Origin of the sequence: Microbacterium sp. CH1, assembly GCF_001595495.1 — a bacterium.
GTDB lineage: Bacteria > Actinomycetota > Actinomycetes > Actinomycetales > Microbacteriaceae > Microbacterium.
Map to the genome: position 1 here is coordinate 393,543 of NZ_LOSO01000015.1, position 16,620 is coordinate 410,162.

Sequence of the window (16,620 nt, forward strand, 5' to 3'; positions counted from 1 at the left end):
CGGTGGGGCCGACGACGGGAGAGCGGGGGCCGACCGGACCGTTCCGGCGTCGACCGGTGCGTCGACCGGTGCCATGGCGGCCGCCGTGGGCACCGCCTCCGCACCAGGAGGCGTCGCCGCGGGGGAGGCGGAGTCGATGGCGGGCAGAGGGAGCGCGTCGGTGCCGGAGGTGGCAGGACCCGCCGGAGACGCAGTCGCCGGAGTCTGCTCTCCCTCGGGCGGCGTCGGAACCGCCGTCGGGCCGGCGTCCGGCGGAACGACAGTCGGGATCGCGGGCGGCGCGACCACCGACCCCGAGGGCGACGGGGCCGGGAGCGGAAGCGGCGTGACGACGGCACCGTCGGCGGGAACGGCCGCGGTGCCGTCGCTCCCGGTGGCCGCGTCGGTCGCGGGGTCCTCGGGCGACGCGGGGCCGGCCGGCTCCGTCTCCCGCGCGGCATCGCGCACGGCGTCGGCGAAGGCGGCGGCTCCGGGGGCGCCGCCGCGGCCGGCCGGGGCTGCGGAGCGCGGAGGGCGCACGTCCAGCGCGGCGAGGAGGTCGAGAGCGGTCATGCCGAGCCCTCCGTCCGGGAGCGGGAGGCGATCTCGTCCAGCTCCGCCTGCTCGGCGTGCAGGTCGGCGGCGCGTACCGCCTCGGCGTGGCCGTCCGCGAGACGCTCGAGGCCGCGCAGCGTGCGCCGAGCGTCGGCGTGCGCGGACCGCGCCTCCGCGACCGTCTCCTGCTGGAGGGCGGACAGCGTCGTGAGGTCGGCCAGCAGCGCGCGGCCGGAGACCCGGGCCGCCGCGAGCGCCGCGAGCGCACGCACGTCCACGGCCTCCGTGTCCGTGCCGGCCAGGTGCGCGCGCAGGGCCCGGTCCCTGGCCTCGGTGTGCTGCGCGTCGATCACCGCGCGCGACAGACGCTGCGCGGCGGCGCGTTCCTGGATCTCCCGGACGCGCAGGAGACCGGCGAGCGAGAACCCTCTGCTCATGAGACCCCCTCGAAGGCGGAGACGAGGCTCTCCAGCCGGGCCCAGGAGTCGTCGATCGCGCTCGTCTCGTCGAGCGGCTGGGTGAGGAACGCCGAGATCGGCCGTTCGTGGGCGATCGCCGCGTCGATACGGGCGTCGGCGCCGGCGTGGTAGGCGCCGATGTCGATGAGGTCGTTCGCCCGGCGTCGGGCCGCGAGCACGGCGCGGAGGGTGGCCGCCTGTCCGCGGCGCTCCCGGCTCGTGATCTTGCCGGCCACGCGGGACACGGACCCGAGGACGTCGATGGCGGGGTGGTGACCGGCGAGGGCGAGGGCGCGGTCGAGCACGACGTGGCCGTCGAGGATGGAGCGGACGGCGTCGGCGATCGGCTCGTTGTGGTCGTCGCCGTCGACGAGCACGGTGTAGATGCCCGTGATGGAGCCGGTGCGGTCGGTGCCGGCGCGTTCCAGCAGTCCGGCGAGGAGCGAGAAGGTGGAGGGCGGGTAGCCGCGGGTGGCCGGCGGCTCGCCCGCGGAGAGCCCGATCTCGCGCTGGGCCATGGCGACGCGGGTCAGCGAGTCCATCATGAGGATCGCGTGCGCCCCGTCGTCGCGGAAGGCCTCCGCGATCCGGGTGGCGGTGAAGGCGGCGCGGATGCGGGCCATCGCCGGCTGGTCGGAAGTGGAGACGACGACGACCGAGCGGGCGAGTCCCTCCGGGCCCAGGTCGTCCTCGATGAACTCGCGCACCTCGCGGCCCCGCTCGCCGACGAGGGCGATGACGGTGACCTCGGCCTCGGTGCCGCGGGCGATCATCGACAGCAGCGACGACTTGCCCACGCCCGATCCCGCGAAGAGCCCGACGCGCTGACCGCGGCCGACGCTGACGAGGGTGTCGAGCGCGCGCACGCCGAGGGGGAGCGGGGTGTCGATGCGATCGCGCTCCATGATCGAGGGGGTGTCGTGATCCAGGCTCACCTGCGGCGCCGCGAGCGGACCCTTGCCGTCGATGGGACGCCCGAGGCCGTCCAGGACCCGGCCCAGCAGCGCGCGTCCGGTGGGAACGCGCACCGGGCCGCCCCGGCCGCGCACCGGGGCGCCGACGGTGAGTCCGGCGACCGGGGCGAGCGGCATGCAGCGCAGCCCGTCTTCGCCCGTCGCCACGACCTCGGCGTCGATGCCGTCGAGCGTCACCACGTCCCCGATGGCGCCGTCGAGCCCGCGCACCTGCACGCTGAGTCCGCGCACCTGGGAGACCTCGCCGATGCGCTCCGGCCGCGCCGCCTCGAGCACCGCCGCCCAGGAGCTCACGACGTGCCCTCCGCGAGGGCGCGGCGCGCACGCTCGAACGCCGTCCCGACCCGCGCGTCGATGACGCCGTGCGCGAGCACGGCCACGGCGTCGCCGCGGGCGAGGGTGTCGTCGGCGACGAGCGGGAACGCGGCGAGGTCGTCTCCCGTCTCGGCGGCGAGGAGCCGGAGATCCTCCGGATGGACGCGGAGGCTGCGCACTGCGGCCGGCGCGGTCGCGCTCAGGGCGCGGCGGGCCGCAGCGGCCGCCGCGGCGCCCGCATCGCTCAGCTCTGCCGCGAGGAGGAGCTCCGCGAGGTCGATCGCGTGGGAGAGCACCTGCGTCGTCGCGGCGGCCTCCAGCTCCGCCTCCCGCTCCGCCAAGGAGCGTGCCGCGGCGTGCAGGGCCGCCACCGCGGCGGCCATCTCCTCGGCGCGATGGCGCTCCCGCTCCGCCTGCTCGGCCGCGGCGGCGCGGTGCGCGGCTTCGGCGTCGGCCGTGCCCGCCCGGAAGCCCGCGGCGTGGCCCTCGGCGTACCCGCGGCGGCGCGCGCGCTCCTGCTCCCCGCGGTGGTCCGAGCCGCCGAGCCGGGGGAACGCGGCGGGGGCGAAGGCGTCAGTAGACATACTCGTCCTCGTCGGCCCGCTGCACGGTGATGTCTCCGGCGGCCTCCAGCGCCCGGATCGTGCGGACGATCTCGGCCCGCGCCTCCTCGACCTGGGAGACGCGCACGGGGCCCAGCGTCCTGGCCTCCTCGTCGAGGTTCTCGCGGTTGCGCTCGGACACGTTGCGGCGGATGAGATCGACGATCGGCTGCTGGGCGCCCTTGAGGGCCAGCGCCAGCGACCGGATGTCCATGCCCCGCAGCACGCGCTGGGTGTCCCGGTCGTCGAGCTTGACGATGTCCGCGAACGTGAACATGCGCGAGCGGATGTCCTCCGCGAGGGCGCTGTCGCGGTCCTCGATGCTCGCCAGCAGGGCCTTCTCGATGGTGGCCCCCGAGCGGCCGATGATCTCCACGAGCGGCTCGACGCCGCCGAGCACCTCGGGGCTGTCCCGCGACGCGAGGCTGCCGGTCCGCGCTTTGAGGGCGTCGGCGACGATGGCGATGGCCTCCTGGGAGGCGGTGCCCATGGTGGCGATGGCCTGCGCGACGTCGGTCCGGGCGGGGTCGGGCAGCGCGGCGAGCACGGCGGCGGCCTGATCGGCGGGGAGGTGCGCGAGCACGAGTGCGACGGTCTGCGGCAGCTCGCCGTCCAGGAGCGTGGCGAGATGGGCGGCGTCGGCGGAGGCGAGGAAGTCGAACGAGGCGCTCATCGACGTGGAGCCGACGCGGCCGAGCACGGCGGCCGCCCGCTCCGACCCGAAGGAGGCCTCCAGGAGCCCGGCGGCGATGTCGCGCCCGCCGCGGGCGGGAGGCAGGTGCCCGGCCGCGATGCGATGGAACTGTCCCAGCGCCTGGGCGGTCGTCTCCGCGTCGAGGTCCTGAAGCCCGATGATCTCGGCGGCGACGGCCTCGGCCTCGGTCTCCGAGAGGTGCTTCATGACCTCGACGGCCTGCGCGCGGTCGAGGTTCATGAGGACGATGGCGGCCGTCTGCCGATCGGTGAGTCCGCTCATGCCCGTGACCTGTCGTCGATGAGCGTGCGCAGCAGCTCGGCCGTGCGCTGCGGGTCCTGCCGGGTGAGGGCGTCGATCTCGGCACGGCGGCGCTCGAGGCTGATCTGCGCGGGCTCGGGCTCGGGGTCCGGGTCGAGATCCGGCACCGGCTCGAGGAAGGCGAGCGGGGTGGTCGGAGCCTCCAGCACGGCCGTCGGCGCGTCGGCGGAGAGCGCGGCGAGCTCGGCGGGCCGGTCACCGAAGAGCTGGTCGAACTCCTCCACGCCCGCCGCCTTCCGTCGGGACCGGATGATCAGCGCGGCGATCGCGGCGATGAGCGGGATGGCGATGGCGGCGGCGATGATGACGGTGTTCAGGAGCGCGGCCTGACGGGCGCCCTCTTCGGCCTCCTTCGCCGCCTGCAGCGCGGCCTGGGCGGCCTCGGCGTCCGTCTGGCTGAACGCGACGAGCTCGACGGCGAGTTCGTCGCCGCGGGTGCGGTCGATGCCGGCCGCGGTGGCGACGAGGTCGCTGAGCTGCGCGGAGCTGAGGTCTCCGCCCGCGCCGGCGTCCACGGCGACCGACACCGACTGTCGCAGCAGGTTTCCGGCGGGGGTGGACGTGCTCTCCGTTGCCTTGTTCACCGCGTTGGTGCGCGTCTCCTCGGAGGACCGGTAGGTGCCGTCTCCGTTCCCGTTCGGCACGGCGATGTTGTCCGGACCCAGGACCCCGGCCTCGGAGGTGGAGCCGTTGCTGTTCTGCTCGCGGACCTCTTCGGTGAGAGGTGGTGCGCCCTCGGCCGGCGTGTACGTCTCCTCGACGCGTTCGTTCACCGAGCGGTCGATCTCGGCGACCACCGTCACGGTCGCGTTGCCCGGGCCGACCACGGTGTCCAGCATCTGCTGCACGCTCGCGGCCACGCGGGCCTCGTAGTCGCTCGCCTGCTGATCGAGGCCGCCGGTGGCCCCGCCGCCCACGGTCGACAGCGTCCGCCCGGTCTGGTCCACGACGGCCACGTTCTCCGGCTTCATGCCGCTGACGGCGGCCGAGGTCAGGTGCACGATGGCCTCGACCTGCTTCTGGTCGAGCGTCGTGCGTCCGGCGGTCTCCACGAACACGGAGGCCGTCGCGTCGACGGTCTCCGACACGAAGACGCTCTCCTCGGGGATCGCGAGCTGCACGGAGGCTGCGGAGACGCCGTCGATCGCGGAGATCGTGGCGGCGAGCTCGCCCTCGATCGCGCGCTTGTAGGTGACCGACTGCTGGAACTCGCTCGTGGTGACGCCCATGTCGTCGAGCAGCGAGTACCCGGCCGATCCGGCGCTCGGCAGCCCGGCGGACGCGGCGGCGAGCCGCTGGTCGTAGACGTCCTTCTCGGGGACGAGCACGGTGGCGCCGCCGTCGGCGAGCTCGTAGGGGACGGAGGCGGAGCGCAGCTGCTCCACCACGGCGTTCGCGTCCGTGGCGTTCAGCCCCGAGAACAGCGGCGTGTACGTGGGGCGGGTGAGCCAGCTGGACAGGGCGATGATGCCGAGCGCGAGCACGGCGATGCCGATGATGGCGATGGTCCGCTGCGCGAGCGAGAATCCGGCGATCACCCGCCGCATCCGCTGGAACGCCCCGGTCACTGCCGGGGGCATCAGGCCTGCATCCGCATGATCTCGTTGAACGCGTCGACGCCCTTGTTGCGGACGGCGGCGACGAGTTCGAGGGTGACCGCGGCGCGCGACGAGGCGATCATCGCGGCGTGGATGTCGTCGAGGTCGCCGGTCACGGCGGCGACCTTCAAGGTGTCGGACTCGGACTGCAGCGAGCGCAGCTCGTCGATGGCTCCGGTGACGCTGTTCGCGAAGGCCGTGTCGTCGCCGGTCTTGGCGCCCGTCACGGGCGAGGTGGTCATGCCGAGGGACGAGGCGACGGCCTCGATGCCGGCGACGGCGCTCACGCGTTCCGTCCGATCTGCAGCGCGGCCTCGTAGGAGGTGCGGGCACGGTCCACGATGGCCGCGCTCGCCTGGTATCCGCGCTGCGCGAGGATCAGCTGGCTCATCTGGTCTCCCAGGTCGATGTCGGGGTAGCGCACGTAGCCGTCGGCGTCGGCGAGCGGATGGTCGGGCTGGTGCACGAGCCTGCCCTCGGCGTCGCCCTGGACGGTCCCGGCGACGTAGACCCCGGGGGACTGGTCGCTGGTCTGCGCGAGGATGTAGCGCGCCCGGAACGCCGCGCCGTCGGTCGACGTCGCGGTGTTGATGTTGGCGATGTTGTCGCTGATGGCGTCGAGCCACTTCCGGTGCACGGTCAGTCCCGTGCCGGCGATCCCGATGGCGTCGAAGGTCATGACGTCCTCATCGCGGTGCGCATCGAGGAGAACGAGCCGTTCACGGCCTGCGTCGCGAACTGATAGCGGAGCATGGTGTCGATGCTGGACAGGGTCTCGGTGTCGAGGTTCACGTTGTTGCCGTTCAGCCGCGTCGGCTCGAGCGATGTCCCGACCGTGGCGGACACGTCCCCGTCACCGGCGGCGATCGAGTCGGCGAGCGCGGCCTCGAACTGCACGCGCTTGGCGTGGTAGTCGGGGGTGTTGATGTTGGCGATGTTGTCGGCGATGGCTCGCTGGCGCAGCGAGAGGCCGTTCAGCGCACTGGTCAGTGCGGTGATGGTCACAGAGTCGAACACGAACCGGCTCCCCGTGTGTGGGTGAAGTGGCCGTTCCCTGGCCGAGTCTTGCGAGCCATCCGTGCTCTCGGGAGACTGTCGGCCGTCCGTGCGGTTTCGTTAGGAGGGTTCCTCACCCGTCCACGTCGAGGTAGGCGGGGGCATCGGGAGAGCGGGGCGCCGGCACCCGCCGCACGGCACCGAGGTGCTGCCGCAGCCCCTCGAGCTCGGAGCGGGCGCGCTCCATGGCGGCGTGCTGCCGGTCGATCACCGCGCGGGCGCGATCGGCCAGGTGCGGAGGGAGCGGGGAGGACGGCGGCGCCCAGGGGATGATGTCGTGCACCTCGACGGCTCCCGCCGGCGCGGCCAGGATCCGGTCGGCGTCCGCTTCGAGCCGGTCGAGCAGAGCGGCCCAGTCCTCGTCCGTCATGCGCGGCCCTCCGCGACGGCCAGGGCGGCGGCGTGCCAGGCGTCGCGCAGCGGCACGACGAGTTCGCGGCAGGCATGCGTGCGCTCCGGATCGCGGCCGATGTTGGCGCCGATCAGCGTCTGCGAGAGGAAGACGTACAGCGAGCGCAGCCCGGCGCTGCCGCTCCAGTCGTCGGTGAGGGACGACGACAGCTCGGCCACGATCGCCTGCGCGTGCTGGAGCTGGGTGTTGGCCTCGGTCCAGTCGGCCGCCCGCTGCGCCGTCTCGGCGCGCTCGATGTCGAGCAGGAGCCGGTCGTAGAGCATCGTGACCAGGCGCTCCGGCGGGGCGGACAGGATGGCGTCCTCGCGGTACCGCTGCTGGGCACGCAGGGCGGCGTTCATGCTCACGAGTCCGACCCGGAGCGGCTGCTCGGCAGCGCGTTGATCTGGGAGGCGAGGTACGACGACTGCGACTGCATCTGCGACAGCATCACCTCGAGGCGCGCGTACGTGCGCTCCAGCGACGCCTTGCGCTGCGCGAGGCGCACGTCCCAGCGCTCCATCTGCTCGCCGAGGCTCTTGACCTCGCTCTCCTGTCCCGTGATCCGCGAGGTGAGCAGCCCGTCGTACTTGTCCGAGTACGAGGTCGCCGTCTGCTCCACGCGTGCCGCGACCGCGGAGAAGAGCGCGCCGACGGCCGCGGGGTCCTTCGCCAGCGCCTCGGAGAACTTCTCCTCGTCGAACGTGAGCTTGCCGTACATGTCGGTCGAGATGCCGATCGTGGAGGGCGAGACGCCGTCCACGGGGTGTTGCACGGCGTCGGCGAGGGCCGTTCGCAGACCGCGGATGGTGCTGTCGCCGGTGAAGACGCCGAGCGTGGTCTTCTCGCCCTGTCCCGCGGCGACCGTCGCCTTCGAGCCGTTGTCGATGCGGGTGAAGATGTCGGTGAGGAGGGCGATGAACTCGCCGGAGGCCTTGGTCCTGGCCTCGCCGTCGACGGCGACGGTGACCGTGACAGGGGTCGTCGAGACGGTGGAGACCGTGACGTCGACGCCCTCGAAGAGATCGGTGAAGGTGTTGCCGGAAGAGGTGATGACCTGTTCGGCCGCCGTGCCGGCCCAGAGGCGCAGCTGCGCATCCGTGCCCGTGGCGATGACGGCGGCGCCCGGCTCCGTGGACACGTCCGTGGCGGTGCCGGCGGCCACCGCGGCGAGGTCGCCCGCGTAGACGCGGAAGCGACCCGCCTCTCCGGACTCCTCGGCCCGGAGCTGCAGGCGGTAGACGGGGGTGCCGTCGGCATCCTTGCCGGCGGGGACGGCCGTGGCGAGGACACCGGTGTCGGCGTCGTTGATGGCCTGGGCGATGTCCTGCATCGACGTCGAGTCGGCCTGCACCTGGACGCGCTTCCCCGTGGCGTCCTCGAGCGTCAGGACGGGCGGGTCGGCGGGCCAGCGGCTCGCGGACGCGGAGACCACCGTGTGCGCCTGGGCGAGACGATCGACGACGATGTCGGTCGACACGGGCGCCGCGCCGGTGCGCAGGGCGACCTTCACCGACTCGGACGACGCGCTGCCGGTGAAGCGGTCGAGACCGCCGGGCGCTGCGGCCTTCTCAGCGGCGGCGGCGAGGTTCTGCACGGCCGTGTTGAGGGTGCGCAGCTGCGTCATGACGACGTTCTTGTCGTCGATCTTGGCCTTGAGCAGCGTGCGGGGGATGGCGTGCACGTCCATGAGGGCCTTGATGACCTCGGTGGTCTTGAGCCCCGACACGAGGCCGTCGAGCGAGAGCGACATGCGGCTTCCCTTCTGTGTGCGGCGGGGCCCGGGCGACGGCCGAAGCCGTCACCCGGACCCCCGGAGTGATTCCGTGCGGCGGCGCGGATCAGCGCAGCAGCTGGAGCACGCCCTGGTTGGCCTGGTTGGCCTGGGCCAGCATGGCCGTTCCCGCCTGCGACAGGATGTTCGCCGACGTGAACTTGACCATCTCGGACGCCATGTCGGTGTCGCGGATGCGGCTCTCGGCGGCGGCGAGGTTCTCGGCCGACACGTTGAGGCTGTTGATGGTCGACTCGAAGCGGTTCTGCAGCGCACCGTAGCCGGCACGTGCGGTCGAGACCGCCTGGATCTGCGTGTCGATGCCGGCGAGCGCCGCACCGTACGACGCCGCGTCCGTCATGCCGGCCGCGAGGGTGTCGATCGCCGCACCGAGGCCGTCGAAGTCGGTCAGCTTGACCGAGATCTGGTCCTCGGCGGCGACCGCGCCCGCACCCACCTGGAACGTCAGCGTCGTGCCGCCCGAGAGCAGCTTGATGCCGTTGAAGTTCGTGCTGTCGGCGATCCGGGTGAGCTCGTCGGCCAGGGCGCCGATCTCGGTCTGGATGGCCTCGCGCGACTTCGCGTTGTTCGAGTCGTTCGCGCCCTGGTTGGTCAGGTCGCGCACGCGCTGCAGGATGGAGTGCACCTCGGTCAGGGCGCCTTCTGCGGTCTGGATGACCGAGATGCCGTCCTGGGCGTTGCGGGCCGCGACGTTCAGGCCGTTGACCTGCGAGCGCAGGCCCTCGGAGATCGCGAGGCCGGCGGCGTCGTCCGCAGCGCGGTTGATGCGCAGACCGCTCGAGAGCTTCTCGAGCGACTTCGACAGGTCGTTCTGCGTGTTGGACAGGTTGCGGTAGGCGTTGAGCGCGCCCACGTTGGTGTTGATCTGCATACCCATGAGGGTTTCCTCCGTGATGTGTTGTGCAGGAGACCATCCGTGGTCTCCTGCCCTCACCTATCGGCGGAGGATGCGGACGCGTTAGGCGGGGGCGGCGGCGCGGAAGACGTCGCCGATCCGGACGCCGGCGGCCTCGGCGATGCGGCCGAAGTAGGCGTCGCGGGCGGCGGGCGAGACGCGGGTGGTGGTCGTGGTCTCGGTGCCGCCCTCGGCGAAGTAGCGATCCAGGGCATCGCGGAGCAGGCGCACGGCCTCCGCCCGCTGCTGCGAGACGGCTGAGTGGGTGACGCCCAGCTCCTCGGCGATCTCCTTGACGGGGCGCTCCTCGACGTAGACGGCCACGACGATGCGCCGCATGCGCTCGGGCAGGGCGCCGATGGCGTGCTCGAGCACCTCTCGTCGCTCGCCGACCAGCGCAGACTCCTCCGGCAGGGGGATGTCGGCGACGAGGTCCCGGGTGGCGGGGTCGTCGAGCGGGGCGACGGTGCGCGCGGCGTCGGCGAGGGCCTCCACGACCGCCTCCTTGGGGGAGCCCATGGCGGTGGCGATCTCGGTGGCGGTCGCCGTGCGACCGAGGGCGGCGGTGAGGGTGTCGCGCACGGCGACGGTCTCCTTGATGCGCTTGCGGATGCCGCGGGACGCCCAGTCCATGGCGCGCATCTCGTCGGCGAACGCGCCGAGGATGCGGCGGCGGGCGTATGCGCCGAAAGGGACGCCGAGCGCGGGGTCATAGGCGTCGGCGGCGGTCACGAGGGCGAGCGCGCCGACGGCGGCGAGCTCTTCGCGGGGGATATGGGTAGCCCGAGCATGGGTGTCTGCAGCGAGGTAGCCGACCAGGGGGAGGTTGGCCTCGACGAGGCGGTTGCGCTCAGCGCGCGACGACATGGGGGATGATCCACCTCTCTGGATGCACTCCGGAAGCTCCATGGCGAGGGGTAGATGGTCATATCACAAGGTCCGGGATATGTCCATGGGGAGCACTAACCGCCGCCAGTCCACATAGTAACCTTAGGGGCGCGGTGGCCGATAGAGATTTATGAACCGTTAACAGGCGGGCCGGTCGCACCTGCGTGGGGCGGGGGATCGCTGGGGACAAGGGGATCATGGGAGCCAACGAACTATCGATGCAGCTGTGGCGCGAGCGCGAGCTGCTCGAGATGCTGCTTTTCAAGCTCGACGAGCAACAGCTGCTGCTCGCCGCCGGCCGGTCGCACTGGATCCAGTTCGCGGCCAGGGAGATCGATCAGGTGCTCGACCGCCTGCGCGCCGCGAGCCTGGCCAGGGCCGTCGAGGTCGCCGGCGTCGCCGAGGAGTGGGGGGCTCCTCAGGACGCCACGATCGGCCAGCTCATCGAGCACGCCCCGGACGGGGCCTGGGGCGACGTCTTCACCGACCACATGCGCGCGCTCGTGAAGCTGACGGCGGAGGTCGAGCAGATGCGCGACGCCGCCGCGGAGCAGCTCAGCGGAGTGCTCCGCGCCACCCAGGAGACCATCGCCGCTCTCGGCCAGGAGAGCGGCGAATACACCACCCGCGGCGACCGCGCCCGCGAGGACGCCGCCCGCATCATCGACACCGAGATGTGACCGAGAGGGATTCATGTCGACCTTCAGTGGACTGACCACCGCCGCCAGCGGCCTCGCCGCCGCCCGGCGGGGCATGGATGTGGTGGGGCAGAACATCGCCAACCAGAAGACCGAGGGGTACACGCGGCAGCGCGTCGAGACGTCCTCGATCGCCGCCGTCGCGCAGACGGGGCGCTTCAGCATGGGCGCGCTCCCTGGACACGGCGTCTCCATCGACGGGGTGTCCCGCCTCGGCGACGCGCTGCTCGACGCCCGCGTCCGCGACACCCTCGGCGCCTCCGGTTACTGGGCCACCCGCGCGCTCGCCGCGACGACCGCCGAGTCGGCGCTCGCGGAGCCGACGGACAAGGGCCTCGCGAACCGGCTGACGAACTTCTGGGCGGGGTGGCAGGATCTCGCCAACACTCCCGACTCGGGGGCCGCGGCCGCGAGCATCCTGGAGTCGGCGAAGGAGCTCGCCGCCCACATCTCCGGCGGCTATCGCACCGTCGCCGCGCAGTGGACGGCCGCACGCGGAACGGCCGAGCGCACCGTCAGCCAGGTCAACGCCGCGGCCGACCAGATCGCGGTGCTGAACACCGAGATCCGCGATGCTCTGGCCTCGGGCCGCTCGGCCAACGAGCTCACCGACCGCCGCAACCTGCTCGCCGAGGACGTGGCCCGGCTCGCCGGCGGCACCGCGACGGTGGAGGCGGACGGCACGCTCACGGTCCGCCTCGGCGGCAACGCCCTGGTCTCCGGGGGCGACGCGCGTCGCCTCGCCCTGACCGGTGCGGCGACGATCGACGGCGCACCTCGCGTCGGCGTGGTCTGGGAGTCGGTGCCGGATCTTCCCCTCGTGCTCGACGGCGGAGAGCTCGGCGGCTCGCTCGCGGTGCTCGCCCCGGCCGCCGACGGCGGGATGCTGGCACAGCTCGCCGCCACGTACGACCGGGTGGCCACGGCGCTCGCGGAGTCGCTCAACGCGCAGCACCGCGCCGGTGTCACGACGTCCGGACAAGCCGGGGGCGACTTCTTCACGCTGCCGGCGACCGGCTCCGCCGCGCTCGGGCTGCAGGTGGCCGTCACCTCGGCGGCCGACCTGGCCCTCGCCGCCCGCGGAGCAGGCTCCAAGGACGCGACCAACGCCGACCTCATCTCCCAGATCGGGCAGCGGGCGACCTCTCCGGATGCGCTGTGGACCGACCAGGTGACGCGCTTCGGCGTCGCCACTGCGGCCGATGTGCAGCGTGCGAAGGTGTCGGATGCGGCGGCGGTCGGCGCCGCCGGCGCCCAGCAGTCGGTCGCGGCCGTGGACGGCGACGAGGAGACGATCAGCCTCCTCACCTACCAGACCGCCTATCAGGCGGCGGCCCGCGTGCTCACCGCCGTCGACGAGGCCCTCGACGTCCTCATCAACCGCACGGGCGTCGTCGGACGCTGACCGGAGGAGCCCCATGATCTCTCGCGTGACCCAGACCACGATGACGCAGACGGCGATGCGCCAGCTGCAGTCCAACCTGTCGGAGCTCGCCCGTCTGCAGGAGCAGGCCACGTCGCAGAAGGCGTTCGCCGCGCCCTCGGACGATCCGGCCGCCGCCGCAGCCGCCCTCGCCCTGCACGCCGAGCAGCGGCGCACCGAGCAGTATGCGCGCAACATCGACGACGGCCTGGCGTGGGTGACCGCGGCCGACACGGCGATCACCTCGAGCACCTCGCTGCTCTCACGGGTACGGGACCTCACCGCGCAGGGAGCGAACGACGGGGCGCTGGACGCCGCGGCGAAGGAGGCCCTCGCGGTGGAGCTGGAGGGCATCCGCGATGAGCTGCTCTCGCAGGCGAACACCCGGCTGCTCGGGCGGTCCGTGTTCGCGGGTACCTCGGACACGGCGGCCTTCGCCGCCGACTACTCGTACAGCGGTGTCGCCGGCTCCGAGGTCACGCGACGTGTGTCCGATGCGGCAGCCGTCCGCGTCGACACCGACGGGGCGGCGGTGTTCGGCACGGGCGACGACTCGGTGTTCGCCCTCGTCGACCGCATCGTCGCCGACCTCCGCTCCGGCACCAACGTCGGGCCACGGCTCGCGGAGATCGACGACCGCCGCACGGCGATGCTGGGCGTGCAGGGCGCGGTCGGCACCAGGCAGGCTCAGATCGAACGCGCCAAGGAGGCGGCAGTGCAGAATTCCGTGTCCCTCGAGTCCCGCCGCGCCGCGGTCGAGGACGTCGACTCGGTCGAGGTGCTCATCCGCCTGCAGGCGCAGGAGCTCGTGTACCGCTCGGCGCTCGCGGTGAACGCGCGCGTGCTGCAGCCGTCGCTGATGGACTTCCTGCGATGACCGCCGCGCTCACCTTCACGGCCCCGCCGCCCGGACTGTCCCCCCATGTGGACTTCGCCCTCGCACCGGTCGAGGGCGCGGACGGGCTCTTCGCGATGCGGGCGGTCGAGGACGACGCCCTGCGGCTCTACCTGGTCGACCCGAACACCGTCCTCACGGAGTACGCGCCGACCCTCACGGACGCGCAGGTCGCCGATCTCGCTCTCTCCTCGGCGGACGACGCCTTTGTGCTCGTGGTCGCCCACCCCGCCGCCGAGGGCGTCAGCGTCAACCTGCTGGCGCCGGTCGTCGTGAACCGGGCGACGGGAGCGGCGACGCAGGTCATCCTCGAAGGCCAGGACTACCCCGTGCGGGCGCCGCTGGGCTGACCCGCGCAGGGGCCGCGGCACCGGGCGTGACGGGCGGGGTGACGACTACCCTGGAGAGGTGATCCTCGCCGTCGACACCTCCCTTGGCACCGCCGTCGCCCTCATCGACCCGGACGGGACGCGTCGTGCCGAGGCCGGTACCGCCGACCCGCTGGGCCACGCCGAGGTGATCGGCGACCTGGTGCGCGACGTGCTCCGCGAGGGCGGGTCCGACGGCATCACGCACGTCGTGGCCGGAATGGGCCCCGGCCCGTTCACCGGGCTGCGCATCGGCATCGCGACCGCGCGGGCGTTCGCCCTCGGCCGCGGTGTCCCGGTCGTCCCGGTCCCGAGCCACACGGCGGCCGCTCTCACGATCCAGGCCACCGTGACCGGGCCGTTCGCCGTGGTCACCGACGCCCGCCGCCGCGAGGTCGCCGTCACCGTGTTCGACGGGCAGGACGAGGACGGGATCCCGCGCACGATCGCCGACACGGTGCTCGTGCGCGCCGCCGACGCCGACGAGCATCTCGCGGGCCTCCGCCGGGTGGACGTGGCGACCTTGTCCGCGGTCGACCTCGCCCGGGTGGGGGCGCGGGCGCTCGCCGCCGGCCGGGCGCTCGCCGCCGACGAACCGCTCTACCTGCGGCATCCGGACGTCACCCTGCCCGGTGCCCCGAAGAAGGTGGGCGCATGACCCTCCGGGACGCGCGGCCGGACGACCTCGACGCGATCATGGCCATCGAGCAGCGCTCGTTCCCGACCGACGCGTGGAGCCGGGAGACCATGGCGAGCGAGCTGGCGAGCCCGCACGGGCGGTACCTCGTCGACGAGCTGGACGGGGCGATCGTCGGCTACGGCGGGGTCCGAGCCCTGCAGGGCGGCGCGGACGCCGACATCCAGACCATCGCCCTCCTCGCCGAGGTCCGGGGGCAGGGACGCGGGCGCGCGCTGCTGCGTGCCCTGCTGCGGACGGCTGCCGCCCGGGGCGCGCACGAGGTGTTCCTCGAGGTGCGCGCCGACAACCCGGCGGCCGAGGGGCTGTACCGCGCGGAGGGCTTCGAGGAGATCGGCAGGCGCCCCCGTTACTATCAGCCGGACGACGTCGACGCGATCGTGATGCGTCTGGACCTGCGCCGCCACCCGGCGCCCGCCGATACGCCGGAGGAGGCGACCGCATGAGTGAGCCCCTGGTGCTCGGCATCGAGACGAGCTGCGACGAGACCGGCATCGGCATCGTGCGGGGGCGCACGCTGCTGTCCAACACGATCGCCTCCAGCATGGACGAGCACGCCCGGTACGGCGGCGTCGTACCGGAGGTCGCCGCCCGCGCGCACCTCGAGGCCCTGCAGCCGGCCATCGACGCCGCCCTCGCCGAGGCCGACGTCCGTCTCGCCGACCTCGATGCGGTGGCGGTGACGAGCGGCCCCGGCCTCGCCGGAGCGCTCATGGTCGGCGTGGGAGCGGCGAAGGGACTCGCCGTCGCCCTCGACAAGCCGCTGTATGCGGTCAACCACCTCGTGGGTCACATCGCGGCCGACATCCTCACCCCGGATGCGGCGCCGCTGGAGTACCCGACGATCGCGCTGCTGGTCTCCGGCGGCCACACGTCCCTGCTCCACGTGCGCGACCTCACGACCGATGTCGAGCTGCTCGGCGAGACCGTGGATGACGCCGCGGGCGAGGCGTTCGACAAGGTCGCCCGACTGCTGTCCCTGCCGTATCCCGGCGGCCCCGAGATCGACCGGGCCGCCGTCGGCGGAGCCCCGGACGCGATCCGCTTCCCGCGCGGGCTCTCGCGTGCCTCCGACCTCGCGAAGCATCGCTACGACTTCTCGTTCTCCGGGCTGAAGACCGCTGTCGCCCGCTGGGTCGAGCGCTTCGAGGCGGAGAACGCCGCCGCGGGCGCCGACGCGCGCGAGCTGCCGATCGCCGACGTCGCCGCGAGCTTCCGGGAGGCCGTCGTCGACGTCCTCGTCACCAAGGCGCTCAACGCCTGCGCCGACCTCGGGGTGCCGCGGCTGCTCCTGGGTGGCGGTGTGATCGCGAACCGCCGGCTCCGCGAGGTCGCGCTGTCCAGGGCCGCCGAGGCCGGGGTCACCGTGCGCATCCCGCCGCTGTCCCTCTGCACGGACAACGGCGCCATGATCGCCGCGCTCGCCGCCGAGCTCATCGCATCGGGGCGTCCCGCCTCGACGCTCGGCTTCGGCGCGGACTCGACGCTGCCGGTCACGGAGATCCAGGTCGCGGAGGCGGTGCCGGCGTGACCGGGCTCGCGCAGGAACCGGAACCCGACGGGGCCGCGCCCCGTGCGCGGGTCGAGCGCGCGAGCGGGCAGGTCGAGCGCCCGGCCGGGACCGCGCGCCTTCCCGGAGCTCCTCGGGAGGGCTATACGAAGCTCCCGACGGGTCCGGTGGGCATCGAGCCGGTGGTCGTCAGCGGGCCCGACCTCGACCACGGGGAGGAGGACGCGTGGGAGCCGGCGTCCGAGCCCGAGCCCGTGCCCGTGGACGACACGCGGCTGGCGCCGTGGGCGCTGCTTGCGGCGATCGTCGCGCTCGGCGCATCGTTCTTCGTGGGCTGGGGGATCCCGGTCGCGGTCGTCGCGGTGATCGCGGCCATCATGTCGCTGCGTCGCCCCGTCGAGAACCGCGCGATCGCCCGCTGGGCGCTCGTGCTGGGGCTGTGCGCGACCGTGTACAGCCTCGGATGGCTGGTCTGGGCGGGGATGCAGTTCGAGAGACTCGGCTAGGC

The 16,620-nt window shown here is 73.2% G+C and carries 21 protein-coding genes and 1 pseudogene; 8 read left to right on the plus strand and 14 right to left on the minus strand.

Features of this window, described 5'->3' with window-relative positions:
* The 14 genes and pseudogenes from AUV07_RS17820 to AUV07_RS10305 all read right to left on the minus strand — a co-directional run.
* Positions 1-552 (minus strand): annotated as a pseudogene (locus AUV07_RS17820) (hypothetical protein); the annotation flags it as partial.
* Positions 549-971: a hypothetical protein gene (locus AUV07_RS10245; protein WP_025104354.1), complete on the minus strand. Its 423-nt coding sequence runs from the start codon at positions 969-971 to the stop codon at positions 549-551. The pseudogene AUV07_RS17820 and the gene AUV07_RS10245, both read right to left, overlap by 4 nt.
* On the minus strand, positions 968-2,260 hold the full coding sequence (locus AUV07_RS10250; RefSeq protein WP_062635817.1) for a FliI/YscN family ATPase: 1,293 nt from the start codon (positions 2,258-2,260) through the stop codon (positions 968-970). The genes AUV07_RS10245 and AUV07_RS10250 overlap by 4 nt, the downstream gene beginning before the upstream one ends.
* On the minus strand, positions 2,257-2,865 hold the full coding sequence (locus tag AUV07_RS10255; protein ID WP_062635819.1) for a FliH/SctL family protein: 609 nt from the start codon (positions 2,863-2,865) through the stop codon (positions 2,257-2,259). Before AUV07_RS10255 ends, AUV07_RS10250 begins: the two co-directional genes overlap by 4 nt.
* Positions 2,855-3,859 carry a flagellar motor switch protein FliG gene (gene fliG, locus AUV07_RS10260; RefSeq protein ID WP_062635821.1) on the minus strand — a complete coding sequence of 335 codons (1,005 nt, stop codon included), beginning with the start codon at positions 3,857-3,859 and terminating at the stop codon, positions 2,855-2,857. Before fliG ends, AUV07_RS10255 begins: the two co-directional genes overlap by 11 nt.
* Positions 3,856-5,478 carry a flagellar basal-body MS-ring/collar protein FliF gene (fliF, locus tag AUV07_RS10265; protein WP_062635824.1) on the minus strand — a complete coding sequence of 541 codons (1,623 nt, stop codon included), beginning with the start codon at positions 5,476-5,478 and terminating at the stop codon, positions 3,856-3,858. Before fliF ends, fliG begins: the two co-directional genes overlap by 4 nt.
* The gene (gene fliE / locus AUV07_RS10270; RefSeq protein ID WP_051582258.1) at positions 5,478-5,738 is read right to left on the minus strand and encodes a flagellar hook-basal body complex protein FliE; all 261 of its coding nucleotides are present in this window, start codon (positions 5,736-5,738) and stop codon (positions 5,478-5,480) included. The genes fliF and fliE overlap by 1 nt, the downstream gene beginning before the upstream one ends.
* Positions 5,739-5,779: 41 nt before the next feature.
* Positions 5,780-6,175 carry a flagellar basal body rod protein FlgC gene (locus AUV07_RS10275; protein ID WP_025104348.1) on the minus strand — a complete coding sequence of 132 codons (396 nt, stop codon included), beginning with the start codon at positions 6,173-6,175 and terminating at the stop codon, positions 5,780-5,782.
* Positions 6,172-6,513, minus strand: a complete 342-nt coding sequence (flgB, locus tag AUV07_RS10280) for a flagellar basal body rod protein FlgB (RefSeq protein WP_025104347.1) — start codon at positions 6,511-6,513, stop codon at positions 6,172-6,174. The genes AUV07_RS10275 and flgB overlap by 4 nt, the downstream gene beginning before the upstream one ends.
* Before the next feature lie 112 nt (positions 6,514-6,625).
* Entirely contained in the window at positions 6,626-6,922 is a 297-nt protein-coding gene (locus AUV07_RS10285; protein WP_062635827.1) for a hypothetical protein, read from the minus strand.
* Positions 6,919-7,305: a flagellar export chaperone FliS gene (gene fliS, locus AUV07_RS10290; protein ID WP_062635829.1), complete on the minus strand. Its 387-nt coding sequence runs from the start codon at positions 7,303-7,305 to the stop codon at positions 6,919-6,921. Before fliS ends, AUV07_RS10285 begins: the two co-directional genes overlap by 4 nt.
* Before the next feature lie 2 nt (positions 7,306-7,307).
* Positions 7,308-8,696 carry a flagellar filament capping protein FliD gene (gene fliD / locus AUV07_RS10295; protein WP_025104344.1) on the minus strand — a complete coding sequence of 463 codons (1,389 nt, stop codon included), beginning with the start codon at positions 8,694-8,696 and terminating at the stop codon, positions 7,308-7,310.
* An 88-nt stretch (positions 8,697-8,784) separates the two neighbouring features.
* On the minus strand, positions 8,785-9,615 hold the full coding sequence (locus AUV07_RS10300; protein WP_062635831.1) for a flagellin N-terminal helical domain-containing protein: 831 nt from the start codon (positions 9,613-9,615) through the stop codon (positions 8,785-8,787).
* Between the two features lie 81 nt (positions 9,616-9,696).
* The gene (locus AUV07_RS10305) at positions 9,697-10,500 is read right to left on the minus strand and encodes a sigma-70 family RNA polymerase sigma factor (protein ID WP_062635832.1); all 804 of its coding nucleotides are present in this window, start codon (positions 10,498-10,500) and stop codon (positions 9,697-9,699) included.
* Between the two features lie 218 nt (positions 10,501-10,718).
* On the opposite strand from AUV07_RS10305, the gene flgN reads away from it, so the two are divergent.
* Genes flgN through AUV07_RS10345 form a run of 8 tightly spaced genes read left to right on the plus strand, consistent with a single transcriptional unit; the run spans position 10,719 to position 16,618 of the window.
* Positions 10,719-11,201 (plus strand): flagellar export chaperone FlgN, encoded by a 483-nt coding sequence (gene flgN, locus AUV07_RS10310; protein ID WP_025104341.1) that lies wholly within the window; start codon positions 10,719-10,721, stop codon positions 11,199-11,201.
* 13 nt (positions 11,202-11,214) lie between these two features.
* Positions 11,215-12,624 (plus strand): flagellar hook-associated protein FlgK, encoded by a 1,410-nt coding sequence (gene flgK, locus AUV07_RS10315; RefSeq protein WP_062635834.1) that lies wholly within the window; start codon positions 11,215-11,217, stop codon positions 12,622-12,624.
* A gap of 13 nt (positions 12,625-12,637) precedes the next feature.
* A complete protein-coding gene (gene flgL, locus AUV07_RS10320; protein ID WP_060923324.1) occupies positions 12,638-13,519 on the plus strand; it encodes a flagellar hook-associated protein FlgL in 882 nt (293 codons plus the stop codon).
* Positions 13,516-13,887, plus strand: coding sequence for a flagellar assembly protein FliW (locus tag AUV07_RS10325; protein ID WP_062635836.1), 372 nt, complete (start codon positions 13,516-13,518; stop codon positions 13,885-13,887). Before flgL ends, AUV07_RS10325 begins: the two co-directional genes overlap by 4 nt.
* A gap of 58 nt (positions 13,888-13,945) precedes the next feature.
* Positions 13,946-14,563, plus strand: a complete 618-nt coding sequence (gene tsaB, locus AUV07_RS10330; protein WP_062635838.1) for a tRNA (adenosine(37)-N6)-threonylcarbamoyltransferase complex dimerization subunit type 1 TsaB — start codon at positions 13,946-13,948, stop codon at positions 14,561-14,563.
* A complete protein-coding gene (gene rimI, locus AUV07_RS10335; protein ID WP_062635840.1) occupies positions 14,560-15,048 on the plus strand; it encodes a ribosomal protein S18-alanine N-acetyltransferase in 489 nt (162 codons plus the stop codon). Before tsaB ends, rimI begins: the two co-directional genes overlap by 4 nt.
* Positions 15,045-16,133, plus strand: coding sequence for a tRNA (adenosine(37)-N6)-threonylcarbamoyltransferase complex transferase subunit TsaD (gene tsaD, locus AUV07_RS10340; protein WP_062635842.1), 1,089 nt, complete (start codon positions 15,045-15,047; stop codon positions 16,131-16,133). Before rimI ends, tsaD begins: the two co-directional genes overlap by 4 nt.
* Positions 16,130-16,618 carry a hypothetical protein gene (locus tag AUV07_RS10345; RefSeq protein WP_062635844.1) on the plus strand — a complete coding sequence of 163 codons (489 nt, stop codon included), beginning with the start codon at positions 16,130-16,132 and terminating at the stop codon, positions 16,616-16,618. The genes tsaD and AUV07_RS10345 overlap by 4 nt, the downstream gene beginning before the upstream one ends.
* Positions 16,619-16,620: the final 2 nt, after the last annotated feature.

Bases quoted from the DNA above. Each gene is read 5' to 3' on its own strand.
- AUV07_RS10245 (WP_025104354.1), bottom strand. From the start codon at position 971: ATGAGCAGAGGGTTCTCGCTCGCCGGTCTCCTGCGCGTCCGGGAGATC.
- AUV07_RS10255 (WP_062635819.1), bottom strand. From the start codon at position 2,865: ATGTCTACTGACGCCTTCGCCCCCGCCGCGTTCCCCCGGCTCGGCGGC.
- fliG (WP_062635821.1), bottom strand. From the start codon at position 3,859: ATGAGCGGACTCACCGATCGGCAGACGGCCGCCATCGTCCTCATGAAC.
- fliF (WP_062635824.1), bottom strand. From the start codon at position 5,478: ATGCCCCCGGCAGTGACCGGGGCGTTCCAGCGGATGCGGCGGGTGATC.
- fliE (WP_051582258.1), bottom strand. From the start codon at position 5,738: ATGACCACCTCGCCCGTGACGGGCGCCAAGACCGGCGACGACACGGCC.
- AUV07_RS10275 (WP_025104348.1), bottom strand. From the start codon at position 6,175: ATGACCTTCGACGCCATCGGGATCGCCGGCACGGGACTGACCGTGCAC.
- AUV07_RS10285 (WP_062635827.1), bottom strand. From the start codon at position 6,922: ATGACGGACGAGGACTGGGCCGCTCTGCTCGACCGGCTCGAAGCGGAC.
- fliS (WP_062635829.1), bottom strand. From the start codon at position 7,305: ATGAACGCCGCCCTGCGTGCCCAGCAGCGGTACCGCGAGGACGCCATC.
- fliD (WP_025104344.1), bottom strand. From the start codon at position 8,696: ATGTCGCTCTCGCTCGACGGCCTCGTGTCGGGGCTCAAGACCACCGAG.
- AUV07_RS10300 (WP_062635831.1), bottom strand. From the start codon at position 9,615: ATGGGTATGCAGATCAACACCAACGTGGGCGCGCTCAACGCCTACCGC.
- AUV07_RS10305 (WP_062635832.1), bottom strand. From the start codon at position 10,500: ATGTCGTCGCGCGCTGAGCGCAACCGCCTCGTCGAGGCCAACCTCCCC.
- flgN (WP_025104341.1), top strand. From the start codon at position 10,719: ATGGGAGCCAACGAACTATCGATGCAGCTGTGGCGCGAGCGCGAGCTG.
- flgK (WP_062635834.1), top strand. From the start codon at position 11,215: ATGTCGACCTTCAGTGGACTGACCACCGCCGCCAGCGGCCTCGCCGCC.
- flgL (WP_060923324.1), top strand. From the start codon at position 12,638: ATGATCTCTCGCGTGACCCAGACCACGATGACGCAGACGGCGATGCGC.
- AUV07_RS10325 (WP_062635836.1), top strand. From the start codon at position 13,516: ATGACCGCCGCGCTCACCTTCACGGCCCCGCCGCCCGGACTGTCCCCC.
- rimI (WP_062635840.1), top strand. From the start codon at position 14,560: ATGACCCTCCGGGACGCGCGGCCGGACGACCTCGACGCGATCATGGCC.
- tsaD (WP_062635842.1), top strand. From the start codon at position 15,045: ATGAGTGAGCCCCTGGTGCTCGGCATCGAGACGAGCTGCGACGAGACC.